Consider the following 14,923-nt stretch of genomic DNA (forward strand, 5'->3'; position numbering starts at 1 on the left):
AAATTCCTCCCCATTAGACTTCGTAGTAGACCCATTTTTTCGACAAAATGAACATCAATAAAGACACTACCGCGGAAATACAGAATAGTATTACTGCTTCCGCACTCGCGTAACCCAATCTGAAAGTTTTAAAGGCGTTGTAGTATATATCCAAACTTATCGCTTGAGTGACCTTCCCCGGTCCACCACCTGTGAGGGGATATATGAGGGTGAATGAAGCACTCAAAGAATTTATCGTAGCAGTAACTAGGTTGAAAAGGAGGATAGGAGATATCGTTGGTAACGTGATCCTAAAGAATCTTGTTAAAGGTCCTGCACCATCTATCTCTGCCGCTTCGTAGAGTTCTTTGGGAACCTCTTTCAAAGCACTGTCAAATATGAGCATCATCTGACCCGTGTAGAAAGTATAGATGTTGAGAACAGCAACTAACCACGTTACATAATTTGGATCCATCAACCAGTTTGGTGTATTTCTAATCCTTATTAATGTTAACAGATAATTCACCACTCCCAATTCTTTGTTGAAAATCAACTGAAACGCGAAAGTTAAAGCAATCATCGGTACTACGGCAGGCACGAAATAGAAGAAACTGAATACTCTGACTCCTTTCACTTTTTGATTCAAAAGGAGAGCGGTAAAGAGTGCCCAACCAACAGACACAATGACGGAGAGTAACGTATAGAAAAGTGTGAATTTAAGGACCATCCAGAATTCTGATTCACTCCGAAACATCTTGATATAGTTCTCTAAACCAACCCACCTTGGAGGTGCTATTAAATCCCATTTACAGAAGCTGAGGAGGATAACTGCTAAAATAGGTCCTCCAGTGAAAAGAATGAAACCTATGATCCATGGAGACACAAAAAGATAGGCTATAACGTTTTTTCTTTTTCCCATGGTATACCTCCTTGGTGTAACGTGAGTGACGTTTTCAAATCGGGGGCAGACGCCCCCGCAGGTCATTTACTGGACCACTACCCTATCCTCACCCAGGATGTCTTTTGCTTTTTCTATTGCTCTCTTGATAACGTCATCAACGGATATTTGGCCAAGAATAGCAGCGTTGAAATCTTTCACGAGATCAAAGGTCAAACCAGGAGGTAACAACGTGTAGCCCCATTCGGCAAATTCTGCCGTCTTCTCTATAGCACTCCAGTTTCTAGGTCCTTTCGGTCCTTCCACCTTGTAGTAACCCTTCTTAAGAATGGAAAGGCGAGCCGATGGATTACTGTACGCTGTATTGATCAGTTTCTGCCCTTCTTCACTCATGCAAAACTCTATGAACTTCCACGCGGCATCTTTTACTTTGCTTTTAGCATTGATGGCAAAGAAACCGGTATGAAGAGTTGAATATTGCCTTACACCCTTAGGAATAGGAGCTACGTCCCAGCTGAAGTCCGTTATGTCCTTGTAAACAGATGTCATCCAACTTCCATTGAAGGCCATCGCAGCTTTCCCGGCCATGAAAAGATCAGCGGATACAACACCCGATGTAGAAATTTGAGGTGATGCTACTACTTTGTATTTGTTCGTTAAATCGTACCACCAATTCAAGAACTTTCTGGCTCCTTCTCCGATGGCAAATCTTCCTTGCTCGTCTACTATTTTATCCCCGAATGTGCCTATCAGCGAGTACCACAGGCCTTGGAAACTCAACGCATCACAACCGTATTGAACAACTTTCCCGTCTTTTATAACTATTAACTTTTTCGCAGCTTCTTCGAAATCTTTCCACGTCCAGTTCTCATTTGGATACGGCACGCCTGCTTTATCGAACAGATCTTTGTTGTAGTACATTATCTCAGTCGCAAAACACCATGGCAGACCGTAAAGATGTCCTTGTAGTTCCATCAACTTTTTAACTGCTGGAATGAAGTCATCCAAGCTCAATTCCTTGCTTTGTTTAACGTACTCATCAAGAGGTATTATCCACCCTGCTCTGGCAAAATCCGCAAGATCTGCCTCCCACAAGCAAAGAACATCGGGAGCATTTCCTGCGAGCGCCATGGTTCTGAGCTTTTGAGAGTACTCAGCTTCGGGTATCTGTATGAACTCTACCTTGATATTAGGATACTTTTCTTCAAAAGCCTTCACATAATTGTATGGATCTGGTGGTAGGGCATTCCAGTGAGCGTAACGAATAACGATGGTTTCATCCGCCAATCCCATCAAAACAAGTCCTACCAGTAAACCTAAAAGCACAATCAACCTTTTCATAAGTTAACACCCCCTCCAGAAATATTGATGCCTTAAACCTTTCTCAACAACCACACCGCCATAGCACCGGGCTTTCTGTTTGCCCACATGTGATAGGGAACAAGGGTGAATTCTACCTCTCTTTCCTTGGGCTCAGAGATCTTTCTGTACAATTTCCCTTCCCATTCAGAAATGCTCAGCGCTCTTCCTTTTCCCTTGAGAAACACCGCTTTTCTGTCGAGTATCTCTCCTTTTTCTTCTCTCAAATCCATCGAATCCACCACGAGTGTCCATACGTGGAAGTCAGGATTGTCTACCTGTTCGACACAGTAGACGACAGGACCTCTTCTCACAGCGACCTTCCCAAGATCGTCCCTCACAAACGGATGTGCTTCAAGAAGTTCTGGTTTCATAGGAAGCAACAGTTCTACCCTGTGTGTTCCTTTCCAATTTCGACTCAACTTCACGTAGCCATTCTGCGGTTCAAGATCCAGCGCCTTACCATCCACCCTCAAAGTGAAGTCATCTGCCCAGGAAGGGATCCTGAGATGCACGGAGAATGGTTCTTCAATATCGGTCTCGATAGTTAAAACTATCTCACCACTCCAGGGATAGTCCGTTTCCTGTTCTATCTTCACGGTCGATCCTTTGAAATCCACCGCTGCTGTGCTTTTTTCGTACAGATGGACCTGCACTCCATCGCTTGATGTGGTGTACATGTACCCCGGGAAAGATGCGATGAATCTTGCAAGGTTTGGAGGGCAGCATGCACAGTCGAACCATTTTTGTCTTCTTGTTCTTCCGAAATCTTCCAGTGGATTGAAATAAAAGTAATGTTTCCCATCGAGGGATATTCCTGAGAGAAGCCCGTTGTAGAGAACCTGTTCCATCACATCTGCAAATTTTCCATCGCCTGTTGCAAGAAGCATCCTGAAGTTCCACATAAAATTGGCTATCGATGCACAAGATTCAGCGTACGATCTTTTGTTCGAAAGTTCGTACTCTTCACCGAAAGACTCCCAATCGTGCCTTGAACCAGCACCCCCTGTGATGTACATCTTCTTTGTCACAAAATTTTCCCAGAGCCTGTTGAGAGCCTGCCAGATCTTCTTGTCACCTGTCTCAAGATAAAGATCGGCGGCACCAGCGCAAAGATAGAGTGCTCTCACAGCGTGTCCCGTGATCTCTTCCAGTTCTACAAAGGGTTTATGATCGATGAAGTATTCCGGCCCAGGATTTCTTGGTACACTGGCGAGCCCTTTTCCACGTGCGTAGATGAAGTATTTTGCAAGATCCAGATATTTCCTCTCTCCCGTCTCCCTGTAGAGTTCAACGAGTGCCATTTCCACTTCGGGATGCCCTGGTGCTCCTTCCTTCTTTCCAGGTCCAAAGGTGTTGTAGATATGATCTGCAAACCTCTTTGCTGCATTGAAGAGTGTGTCTTTACTGGTTACCCTTTTGTGTGCAACGGCAGCCTGAATCAGGTGTCCTGCGTTGTAGAGTTCGTGGTTCCATGCAAGGTTCGTCCAACGTTCTTTCTTCCTTTCTCCAGAAAGGTATGTTCCAAGGTAGCCGTCTTCATCCTGTGCTGCTTTTACCTCTTCTATCACGCTGTCAAGGATCCTCTCCAGTTCTGGTATTTCTCTGTTCGCCAAAGCAAAAGAGACTGCTTCAGACCATTTGTAAACATCTGTATCATCGAAGGGAAAGAGTGTTCTGTAAGAACCTTTCATCTTTCCAGAGGCGATCCTGAAGTTATCCAGTCTTCCTGTGCTTTCTAGAAGATCGTATTGAGTAGGAAGAGTGACGTTGACGAGGGTTTCAAAATATTTACCCATGAATCCATTTACCCTCACAGAACCAACAGGTACTGTTTTGAGTTTTGCATAAGGACTTTTGGAAACGTTGATGATCTTAGACATGAGCAAACCTCCTTTGCCTTTTATCCTTTCACCGCTCCGAAGGTGAGTCCTCTGATGAGATATCTCTGAGCGATGATGGCGAATAACACAACCGGAAGCATTGTGACTATTCCGGCGGCGGAGAGTGGTCCCCATGCGACTCTCCATCCCGTGATGTACCTTCCAAGGAAGATGGGAAGTGTTTGAGCACGTGCGTCGTTCGTTAAAACCAAGGCTAAGAGGAACTCTCCCCAGCTCTGTATGAGTGAGAGAACGGCAACCGCCGCAAGTCCAGGAGCACTCAAAGGAAGGACCACGTAGAAGAAGGCTTGAAAAGGAGTGGCACCGTCTACATAGGCCGCTTCATCTATCTCTCTTGGAATCTCCCTGAAGAAGCTTATGAGAAGCCACACACCAAGGGGTACCACTATGACAAGATGGGAAAGTATGAGCGCCCACCAGGTGTTTATGAGTCTCAGCTTTGTGAATATCACGTACAGCGGAACGGCAGAAACGATGGGCGGTAGCATCCTGATGGAAATGATCCACTCCGCAAGGAATGGACCTCCCACTTTGTAGCGTGCTATAGCGTAAGCAGCAAGGGCACTGATCACCGTTCCTATGAGGGCCACGGAAACACCGACAACGATACTGTTTCTAAGGTATGGAAAGATGTTCTCAATGGAGCCTGTCGTACCACCGAACACCTCCGTTTCCTTTGCTCCAAAAAAGTTGGAAAGGGTGGGCCTTGTCGGAAAGAACTTCGGCGGCATGGTGAACCACTCGTTCGAAGACTTGAAGGCCGTGATAACAAGCCAGTACACAGGAAACAGGAAGAATATCAGACAAACAACAACGAGGATGTATCTTACAACTTTAAGGATTTTCTTCATCATTCTTCACCCCCGAATCCCAACTGCTGCCTCATCCTCACAAGTCTGAAGACCACGTTCACAAGGACTATGGCTACGATCAAAAGCAACACACTCAGCGCTGACGCATAGCCGATGTTCCATCCAAACGAGATCCCAATCTTGTAGATGTAAAAACTGTAGGTGTGGGTTGCAGAACCTGGACCACCCCAGGTGGTCATGAAGACGATATCGAAGGTTTTCAGGCAGTCGATGATCCTCAGGACAAGAGCAACAAGAATCAAAGGCCTTAGAAGGGGAAACTCCACATGAAGAAATACCTTTCCCCAGTCAGCACCATCCACGCGGGCTGCATCGATGAGATCCTGAGGGATGGATTGAAGACCAGCATAGATCATGAGGAAGATGAAAGGAGTCCACTGCCAGATGTCTATTATTATGATTCCAAGTTGCGCGTAGAATGGATCACCGAGCCACGAGATCTTGGGAACACCGAAGAAAGAAAGAAACCAATTCACTGGTCCAAACGCGAAGTTGTAGAGCATTTTCCAGGCAACACCGGAAACGGCTGGTGGAATCATCATGGGAATGAGAAGAGAGGATCTGATGATTTTTTCTCCTTTGACTCCTCTTATCAAAAAAGCAATGAGAACTCCAAGAACCAATTCCAGTGGAACAGCGATTGCAAGTAGTTTGACAGTGAATTTCATAGATTCGATGGCTGTTGAATCTCTGAAAATCTGAAAATAATTCGAAAGGCCAATGAAATGTGTCTCGGCACTTTTTGACAGGTCGTAATCCCTGAAAGAAGCCCAGATCATGAAACCAAAGGGATATATCGTCATCGCAAGAAAGAGAGCAAGAACAGGAAGGACCATCAACCAGGGAACGATTCTTCGTTTCATATGGAAAGGGGGCAGAAGCCCCCTCTTCACCTCCTTATTTTCCGAGAATCTCTTCCCACTTCTTTGCAAGATCGTTCAACGTTTCCATGGAGAGTGGAAGTTCTCCGGAGAGGATCTTGGAGAAGGTTTCAACGGTGATGTCTTCGAGTCTTGGTTCTTCCGGAATCCTTGGTCTGTGAGTCTGCGTGACGTACGTCACCTCAAGGGCTGGCACTCTGGGATCGGCTGCTCTCACTTCTGGATCCTTGAGGGTTGAGATCCTGGCCGGTGCGACTGCAAATCTTAAGAATTTGTTCTTGTCTGCCCATTTGCTGGTAGCAAAGACGATGAACTTGAACGCTGCTATCTTCTTTTCTTCGGGTATGAACTTGTTGATACCGAGTGCCCACTGACCGCTCACAGAACGCCCTGGCATAGGAATGATTCCAACTTTATCTTCTCCAAGCGTGTTTTTAAAGATCAAGTACGGTCCTGTCCACTGGGGTACCATAGCAACGAGCCCCTGGTTGAAGTATTCGATCGTTTCACCGTAGTCAGAACCGAGCGGATCTGGGCTGTAGGGCATGAGTTTCTTCATCATCTCGAGGGCTTTCAATCCTTCTTCGCTGTTGAAGGCAGGTTTGTGGTCGGCGGTGAAGTACTCTCCGTACTCAAGATCGGCGGTTCCGTGCCTCATGATGCCAAGAGGAGCGTTTCTGTACTCTCCAAAGAACAGCAAGTACATGTAGAAAAGAGTGTGCGTTCTTGGGAACATGAGAGCGATTCCGTATTCGGTAGGAGAGTTCTTGTTGTATTTCTTGGTGAAAAACTGTGCTATCTCTACCACTTCCTCCCAGGTTGTCGGCAGTGTGAGCTCTCTACCGTACTTTTCTTTGAACGCCTGTTTTATCTTCGGATCTTCGAAGAGATCTTTTCTGTAGTAGAAGAGCATCGTGTTGTTGTAGAACGGAAGACCTATGAGCCTTCCCTGCCACTTTCCAGATTCTTCCAGAACCTGCGGTATGAAGTCGTCCAGATCGTAATCTTCTGGAACGAGTTCTGGGTGCTGTTTCATGAACTCACCAAGATCTACCAGACCAAAAGAAACTGCTCCTGTGGTCATGACATCGTAGGTGAACGCATCGAACGATCCTGCCTGGGATCTGAGATCCTGAAGAAGTTTCGGGTACAACACTTCCCATGAGAGAGGTACGATCTCCACCTGGATATCAGGGTTTTGCTTCATGAATTCTTGTGCGAGCCATTTCAAAGCGTCTGCGTTGTCTGGAGAGCAAAGAACCGAGATCTTAACCGAGAAGATGAGGGCTGCTACAACGAGGAAGACCACCAGGAAAAGTCTTTTCATAACAATCCCCCCCACTCAAAAATGGTTGGTAACGGTACGTACCAGTTGAAGTATATCACATCTGTCAATAAAGAATCATCCTACAGTCAATTTGTTAACATTTGCTTCCCGGTCATTCTGTTAGGATACGTATAAAGGTACGTACTTTTGTGCTATACTATGATGATGAACACATCAGAAGGGAGGTTGGAGAATGATCGATCTCAAGCAATACGAGTTCTGGTTTCTTGTCGGCAGCCAGTATCTTTACGGTCTGGAAACGTTGAAAAAGGTAGAGCAGCAGGCAGGCAGGATAGTTGAGGCACTGAACGATGACCCCATTTTTCCCTCAAAGATCGTTCTGAAACCCGTTTTGAAAAGCTCCGCCGAGATTAGGGAGATCTTCGAAAAGGCAAATGCGGAACCAAAATGCGCCGGTGTCATCGTGTGGATGCACACGTTCTCACCTTCGAAGATGTGGATAAGAGGGCTTTCCATCAATAAAAAACCCCTGCTTCACCTACACACCCAGTACAACAGGGAGATCCCGTGGGATACGATCGATATGGACTACATGAACCTGAACCAATCCGCACACGGTGACAGAGAACACGGATACATCCACGCAAGGATGAGACTTCCAAGGAAGGTCGTGGTGGGACACTGGGAAGACAGAGAGGTCAGGGAAAAGATAGCAAAATGGATGAGAGTTGCGTGTGCGATACAGGACGGAAGAACGGGTCAGATCGTAAGGTTCGGCGATAACATGAGAGAAGTTGCCAGCACCGAGGGAGACAAGGTGGAGGCACAGATAAAACTCGGTTGGTCTATAAACACCTGGGGCGTTGGAGAACTCGCCGAAAGGGTGAAAGAAGTTCCAGAAAACGAAGTGAAAGAATTGTTGAAAGAGTACAGAGAAAGGTACATCATGCCAGAGGACGAATACAGTCTCAAAGCGATAAAAGAGCAAGCAAAGATAGAGATCGCACTGAGGGAGTTTCTGAAAGAGAAGAACGCCATCGCCTTTACCACCACTTTCGAAGATCTTCACGATCTTCCACAACTTCCAGGTCTTGCGGTTCAAAGGCTCATGGAAGAAGGATACGGATTCGGTGCTGAGGGAGACTGGAAAGCAGCGGGGCTTGTGAGAGCCCTGAAGGTCATGGGAACGGGTCTTCCTGGTGGAACTTCCTTCATGGAAGATTACACCTACCATCTCACTCCCGGAAACGAACTCGTACTTGGGGCACACATGCTTGAAGTGTGTCCTACGATTGCTAAAGAAAAACCTCGAATAGAGGTTCATCCCCTCAGTATCGGTGGAAAAGCAGATCCCGCACGCCTTGTCTTCGACGGACAAGAAGGTTCCGCGGTAAACGCATCGATCGTTGACATGGGAAACAGATTCAGACTGGTTGTGAACAAGGTGTTGTCTGTTCCTATAGAAAGAAAAATGCCCAAACTTCCAACGGCAAGGGTATTGTGGAAGCCGCTTCCTGATTTCAAGAGGGCGACGACCGCGTGGATTCTCGCTGGAGGATCACATCATACAGCCTTCTCAACGGCGGTGGATGTGGAGTACCTCATCGACTGGGCGGAAGCTTTGGAGATAGAGTATCTTGTCATAGATGAAAATCTGGATCTGGAGAACTTCAAAAAGGAACTGAGATGGAACGAACTCTATTGGGGGATCTTGAAAAGATGAATGAGGGGCTCTTGCCCCTCATTTTTTTGGATACGTGACGGATTCTCTCATGATCAATTTTGGTTTGAAAACGTACTTTTCAGGTTTTTCGCCATCGATCATCTTCAAAAGTATTTCAACAGCCTTCTTTCCAACTTCCTCCTTTGGATGTTCGAACGTGGTCAGGATTTCCCTGATGTCACCTATGGGAGCATCGTCGAATCCTATGACAGAGACATCGTCCGGTATCTTCAGTCCCATTCTTCTGGCCGCAAGAAAGAACTGCAAAGCTGTTGCGTCGTTGTAACAGAAAACCGCAGTGGGGCGCTGTTCCTTGGGAAGCGAAAGAAGCTCAAACGCGCTTTGCATTACAATACCCGTGAACTCAGACACATGAAACGATTTCTCATGGATCTTCTCAAATCCAAGTTCCCGTCCTCGCTTCAAGAAGGCCTGTGCTCTGACAACGCTGGGTAAGTGTATCGTCTTGTACAACACTGCGACGTTTCTGTGGCCGTACTGATAAAAGATCTCTGCTGCCTTTTCTCCACCGTACCAGTCGTCCAGAACGACGCTTCCTGCACCCTTTATATCCCAGTTGGTGTGCACAAGAACAACCTTTGTTCCTCTCCTTACAATATCCTCTACTAGATCCCTGTTCGAGCGCCTGGTGGCACTGCATACGGGGTCTATTATGAGACCATCCACACCGATTTCAAGCCATTCGTTTATGATCTGCCTTTCTTTGTGTGGATCTTCGGATGCGTTTCCAAGAAGCATCTTGTAACCGTTGGTGAAAAGAACCTCTTCTGCACCGAGTGTTATGTACGGAAAAATGTAACTCGTGATTTGCTGAACGAGGATTCCTACGACTTTGTTCTTTTTTTCGATGTTCACGAACGTACCAAGTCCTGGCTTTCTGACGACCAGGTTCTTCACTACCAGCCTTTCGAGGGCCTTTCTCACCGTTTCTCGACTGGCGTTGAATCTTTCCATCAACTCTTTCTCTGTGGGAAGTTTGTCTCCGTGCTTGTATTTTCCTGATTTTATCTCCTCGATCAGAAACTTCTCTATGATTCTGTACTTTGGAAGAATCTCGGATCACCTCTTGTTATCTGTTGAGATTTTCCACTATTTCTCTCGTGTCCCTCGCAATCATGAGTTCTTCGTTCGTCGGAACGACCAAAACCTTCACACGAGAATCCGGCGAGGAGATTATACCTTCTTTTCCTCTTATGGTCTCTTCATTCTTTTGTTTATCGAGTTTTACTCCAAGGAACTCCAGATAAGAACAGACGTCTCCCCTTGTTATAGGAGAGTTTTCTCCAACACCAGCCGTGAAGACTATAGCATCAACTCCGTTCATCGCTGCAGCGTACGCACCAATGTACTTGGCGATCCTGTAGTGGTAGATGTCGAGAATGAGCTTGCACCACTCGTCTCCCTTCAGAGCGGCCTCTTCGATATCTCTCATGTCGGAACTGAAACCCTTCGAAAGACCGTAGACACCGCTCTTTTTGTTCAGTATATCGTACATTTCCTGAGGAGAAATACCTTCTTTTTCCATGATGAAGAAGGGAATGGCTGGATCGAGATCACCGGATCTTGTACCCATGACGAGCCCTTCGAGAGGTGTGAATCCCATGGAAGTGTCGACACACTTTCCATGTTTCACGGCCGCTATGGAAGCACCGTTTCCTATGTGACAGGTGATGATTTTGAGTTCTTCCATTTTCCTTCCAAGGATCTCCGCTGCCCTTTTTGAGACGTATCTGTGGCTCGTTCCGTGGAAGCCGTAGCGTCTGATCCTGTACTTTTCGTAGTATTCGTAGGGGATAGCATAGAGATAAGCCTTTTGAGGGATCGTTTGGTGAAATGCCGTGTCAAAGACCGCAACATTAGGAACTCCGGGAAGAAGCTTCATTGCTGCCTTAATTCCCATGAGGTTTGCCGGGTTGTGGAGAGGAGCAAGTGGTGATACCTCTTCTATTGCCCTGATCACCTCTTCGTTTACAAGCACGGACTCTTTGAACTTCTCACCACCGTGGACCACTCTGTGCCCAACGGCATCTATCTCTTCGAGATCTTTTATAACACCGAGTTTCTCATCAACCAGGGTGTTCAGGACGAGTTTCAACGCTTCTTCGTGATCGGGAAGGTCTTTTTCTATCACGTGCTTTTCTTCGTTTACCCTATGAACGAGCCTGCTACCCTCGAGACCTATTCTTTCAGCTATACCTTTGCACAGGACTTTTTCCCCATCCATCTCGATGAGTTGGTATTTTATAGAAGAGCTTCCAGAGTTTATCACGAGTACCTTCATTTCCTTCACCTCACGCCTTTCCGCTGGATCCAAAGATTCTGATTCTCTCCTTGACGATTTCTTTCACCTGCTCGAAGACGGGTTTGAAGATCTTTCTCGGATCTATCTGCGATTTGTCCTCAGAAAGCACTTTCCTCAGATAAGCAACGAAAGTAATTCTCAAATCGGTATCCGTGTTGATCTTGTTGATTCCAAGTTCTATGGCCTTTTTCAGCATATCTTCGGGAACACCCTTCGCACCGGAGAGTTCCGCACCGTATTCGTTTGCCAGTTTAACAACGTCCTGTGGAACCATGGAGGCTCCATGAAGGACAAGAGGAATCTGAGTGTACTCTTTCACCTTTTTGAGTCGTTCAAAGTCAAGTTGTGCCTCTCCCTTGAATTTGAACGCTCCATGACTTGTTCCAATAGCGGGGGCAAGAAAATCCACCTCTGTTTCTTTCACAAAGATCTTTGCTTCCTCTGGATCAACGAGGACGGATTCCTTCTCCACAACGTTGTCCTCTATTCCCTTGAGCTTTCCAAGCTCTGCTTCCACACTGATACCAACGGCATGAGCGATCTCCACGATTTTTTTGGTTTCTTTGAGATTTTCTTCAAACGGCAGGTGAGACGCATCTATCATCACCGAAGAATAACCGGCCTTTATGGCGGCCATGATTACGTTGAAGTCCCTACCATGGTCCAGATGGAGAGCCACGGGAACAGAGAGTTTCTCCGCGTAAGTTCTGACCATCTCAACGGCGAGTTTTGCTCCGGTTTCTATGTCACCATTTCCTATGTACTTTATCGCACCTTCGGATGTGGCAACGATGACAGGAGCTTTTTCTTCCTCTGCTGCTTCAAGGATCGCCTGAAGGAACTCCATGTTGTTGAAGTTGAACGCACCGATGGCATAACCTTCCCTGCTGGCCTTATCCAGTATCTCTTTTGTATTCTTCACGTAGGGCATTATCGCACCTCCTTCAAGGTAAAGGCCGGGACAGGCCCGGCCCGATTGTCACTGTTTATTCTTCAAAGCTGCCTGAGCCGCCGCGAGTCTGGCAACGGGAACCCTGTAAGGAGAACAGGACACGTAGTCAAGTCCAATTCTGTCGAAGAAGAGGATCGATCTTGGATCTCCTCCGTGCTCTCCACAGACTCCGACCTTGAGATCCGGTCTTGTGCTTCTTCCCTTCTCCGTTCCCATCCTCACCAGTTCTCCCACACCATCGTAGTCGAGAGATTTGAACGGATCGTGTTCGAGGATGCCCTTTTCGAGGTACTCCGGCAGGAACTTTCCAACGTCGTCTCGGCTGAATCCAAAGGTCATCTGTGTGAGGTCGTTTGTTCCAAAACTGAAGAATTCGGCCTCTTCTGCGATCTGGTGTGCGGTGACAGCAGCTCTTGGAACTTCGATCATAGTTCCTATCTTGTAGGTAAGATCGACCCCTGCCTCTTTGATCAGTGCATCGGCTGTTTCTTTGATGATCTTCTTCAGGTACCTGATCTCGTTGACGTGTCCCACAAGAGGTATCATGATCTCGGGTATGACGTCTATTCCTTCCTCTTTCTTGAGTTCGATGGCTGCTCCGATGATCGCTTTGGTCTGCATCACAGCGATCTCGGGGTACGTGATGGTGAGCCTACAACCTCTGTGTCCAAGCATTGGGTTGAGTTCTCTGAGGTTTTCAACCACGTTCTTGAGTTCTTCGAAGGAAACTCCCATCTGCTCTGCGACCTCTTTGATCTGTTCATCTTCCTGTGGGAGGAACTCGTGAAGAGGAGGATCTATGAGCCTTATAGTGACTGGAAGCCCTCTCATCACCCTGAAGAGTCCTTTGAAGTCTTCTTTCTGGAGAGGAAGGAGTTCATTCAATGCCTTTTCTCTTTCTTCCTTTGTCTTGGCAAGGATCATCCTTCTCACTTTTGGTATTCTGTCTTTTTCGAAGAACATGTGCTCAGTTCTACACAGACCGATCCCTTCTGCACCAAATTTTCTGGCAACTTCAGCATCCCTTGGAATATCCGCGTTGGTTCTCACACCGAGTCTTCTGATTTCGTCAGCCCACTGAAGAAGCTCAGCAACAGGACCTTCGAGTCCCTGTGGTTTTATGGTCGTCACCTTTCCAAGGAGAACCTCTCCGGTCGTTCCATCGATGGAGATCCATTCCCCTTCTTTCACAGTGACGTCCCCGACTTTGAAGTATCCCTCTTCTGGGTGAACTTCTATGGATTCTGCTCCAACAACAGCGGGTTTACCCATTCCTCTTGCAACGACGGCAGCGTGAGATGTCATTCCTCCTCTGGAGGTGAGAATTCCCTGTGCAGCTGCCATTCCACCAACGTCTTCGGGACTGGTCTCCGGCCTTACAAGGATAACGAGTTCTCCGGATTTTCCGAGTTCTTCTGCTTTCTTGGCGTTGAAGACAACCTTACCAGTTGCGGCTCCAGGTGACGCTGGAAGACCCTTTGCGATGACCTTCGCCTGGGCCTTTTCCTTTGGATCGAACACGGGATGAAGCACCTGTTCAACGTCCTCTGGTCTGACCCTCAAAACGGCTTCTTCCTTGGTAATGAGCCCCTCGTGAACCATGTCAACGGCGATTCTTATAGCAGCTTGAGATGTTCTCTTTCCGCTTCTTGTCTGAAGGAGATAGAGCTTTCCTTTTTCGATGGTGAACTCAATATCCTGCATATCCCTGTAGTGTTTTTCGAGCCTATCCATTATTTCGAGGAGCTGATTGTATACTTCAGGCATTCTGTTCTTCAATTCTTCGAGTTTCAACGGAGTTCTTATACCGGCAACGACATCCTCACCTTGAGCGTTGGGAAGGAACTCTCCATAAGGTTTCTTTTCTCCTGTGTTCGGATCCCTTGTGAATGCAACTCCAGTCCCAGAATCCTCACCCATGTTTCCAAAAACCATCGCAACAATGTTCACAGCCGTTCCGAGAAGATCTCCTTCTTTGATTCCATGGATTTCCCTGTACTTTATAGCTCTTTCGTTCATCCAGCTGCCGAACACAGCATCTATAGCGAGCCAGAGCTGTTTCCAGGGATCTTGTGGGAACTCTTTACCCTCTTCCTTGTAGATCTGCTTGTATCTTTCGATGAGTTTTTTGAGATCCTCCGCGTCGAGTTCTGTGTCGAGTTTCACACCCTTTTCTTTCTTGATTTCCTCGAGAGCCTTTTCAAACTTTTCGTGAGGTATCTTGAGAACGACGTCACCGAACATCTGAAGGAATCTTCTGTAGGCGTCGTAAGCGAACCTTTCGTTGTTGGTCAATTTGGCGAGTCCTTCCACTGTTTCATCGTTCAATCCAAGGTTGAGGACTGTATCCATCATTCCAGGCATCGAAATGGCTGCACCGGATCTGACGGAAACAAGAAGTGGATTGTTAGGGTCACCGAACTTCTTCCCGGTGACCTCTTCGAGTCTTCTCATTGCCTCTTCAACCTGTTCCTTGAGTTCTTCTGGATAAGTTCTTCCGTGATCGTAGTAGTACTTACACACCTCTGCGGAGATGGTGAAACCGGGAGGAACGGGTATACCAAGGTTGGTCATTTCAGCGAGGTTGGCACCTTTTCCACCGAGGATATCTTTCATGTCTGCCCGGCCTTCTGCTTTACCGTTTGCAAAGAAGTACACGTATTTCTTGGCCATCTTCTGACTCCCTCCTTTTCTCTTCGTAATCCAAGATCTATTATAAGCACAAAAACCCACGATTAACTTCG

The 14,923-nt window shown here is 46.8% G+C and carries 11 protein-coding genes; 1 reads left to right on the forward strand and 10 read right to left on the reverse strand.

Going from position 1 to position 14,923, the window contains the following annotated elements:
• Positions 1-13: 13 nt before the first annotated feature.
• The 6 genes from AS006_RS00780 to AS006_RS00805 all read right to left on the reverse strand — a co-directional run bounded on the left by AS006_RS00780 (position 14) and on the right by AS006_RS00805 (position 7,220).
• Positions 14-898, reverse strand: a complete 885-nt coding sequence (locus AS006_RS00780; RefSeq protein ID WP_101512482.1) for a carbohydrate ABC transporter permease — start codon at positions 896-898, stop codon at positions 14-16.
• A gap of 66 nt (positions 899-964) precedes the next feature.
• A complete protein-coding gene (locus AS006_RS00785) occupies positions 965-2,218 on the reverse strand; it encodes a sugar ABC transporter substrate-binding protein (RefSeq protein WP_101512483.1) in 1,254 nt (417 codons plus the stop codon).
• Between the two features lie 32 nt (positions 2,219-2,250).
• Positions 2,251-4,119 carry a glycoside hydrolase family 127 protein gene (locus AS006_RS00790; RefSeq protein ID WP_101512484.1) on the reverse strand — a complete coding sequence of 623 codons (1,869 nt, stop codon included), beginning with the start codon at positions 4,117-4,119 and terminating at the stop codon, positions 2,251-2,253.
• Positions 4,120-4,139: 20 nt separating this feature from the next.
• The gene (locus AS006_RS00795) at positions 4,140-4,991 is read right to left on the reverse strand and encodes a carbohydrate ABC transporter permease (RefSeq protein ID WP_199167236.1); all 852 of its coding nucleotides are present in this window, start codon (positions 4,989-4,991) and stop codon (positions 4,140-4,142) included.
• Positions 4,991-5,875 (reverse strand): carbohydrate ABC transporter permease, encoded by an 885-nt coding sequence (locus AS006_RS00800; RefSeq protein ID WP_101512486.1) that lies wholly within the window; start codon positions 5,873-5,875, stop codon positions 4,991-4,993. Before AS006_RS00800 ends, AS006_RS00795 begins: the two co-directional genes overlap by 1 nt.
• A gap of 34 nt (positions 5,876-5,909) precedes the next feature.
• Positions 5,910-7,220, reverse strand: coding sequence for a sugar ABC transporter substrate-binding protein (locus AS006_RS00805; protein ID WP_101512487.1), 1,311 nt, complete (start codon positions 7,218-7,220; stop codon positions 5,910-5,912).
• Positions 7,221-7,413: 193 nt separating this feature from the next.
• On the opposite strand from AS006_RS00805, the gene araA reads away from it, so the two are divergent.
• On the forward strand, positions 7,414-8,904 hold the full coding sequence (gene araA, locus AS006_RS00810; RefSeq protein ID WP_101512488.1) for an L-arabinose isomerase: 1,491 nt from the start codon (positions 7,414-7,416) through the stop codon (positions 8,902-8,904).
• Positions 8,905-8,922: 18 nt separating this feature from the next.
• On the opposite strand, the gene AS006_RS00815 is transcribed toward araA, so the two are convergent.
• The 4 genes from AS006_RS00815 to ppdK are packed head-to-tail and all read right to left on the reverse strand — an operon-like array spanning position 8,923 to position 14,852.
• On the reverse strand, positions 8,923-9,978 hold the full coding sequence (locus tag AS006_RS00815) for a GntR family transcriptional regulator (RefSeq protein ID WP_101512489.1): 1,056 nt from the start codon (positions 9,976-9,978) through the stop codon (positions 8,923-8,925).
• A 16-nt stretch (positions 9,979-9,994) separates the two neighbouring features.
• Entirely contained in the window at positions 9,995-11,206 is a 1,212-nt protein-coding gene (gene ackA, locus AS006_RS00820; RefSeq protein WP_101512729.1) for an acetate kinase, read from the reverse strand.
• Between the two features lie 10 nt (positions 11,207-11,216).
• Positions 11,217-12,158 carry a class II fructose-1,6-bisphosphate aldolase gene (gene fba / locus AS006_RS00825; protein ID WP_101512490.1) on the reverse strand — a complete coding sequence of 314 codons (942 nt, stop codon included), beginning with the start codon at positions 12,156-12,158 and terminating at the stop codon, positions 11,217-11,219.
• Positions 12,159-12,206: 48 nt separating this feature from the next.
• The gene (gene ppdK, locus AS006_RS00830) at positions 12,207-14,852 is read right to left on the reverse strand and encodes a pyruvate, phosphate dikinase (RefSeq protein ID WP_101512491.1); all 2,646 of its coding nucleotides are present in this window, start codon (positions 14,850-14,852) and stop codon (positions 12,207-12,209) included.
• Positions 14,853-14,923 lie beyond the last annotated feature (71 nt).

This window comes from Thermotoga sp. SG1, from assembly GCF_002865985.1.
Lineage (GTDB): Bacteria > Thermotogota > Thermotogae > Thermotogales > Thermotogaceae > Thermotoga.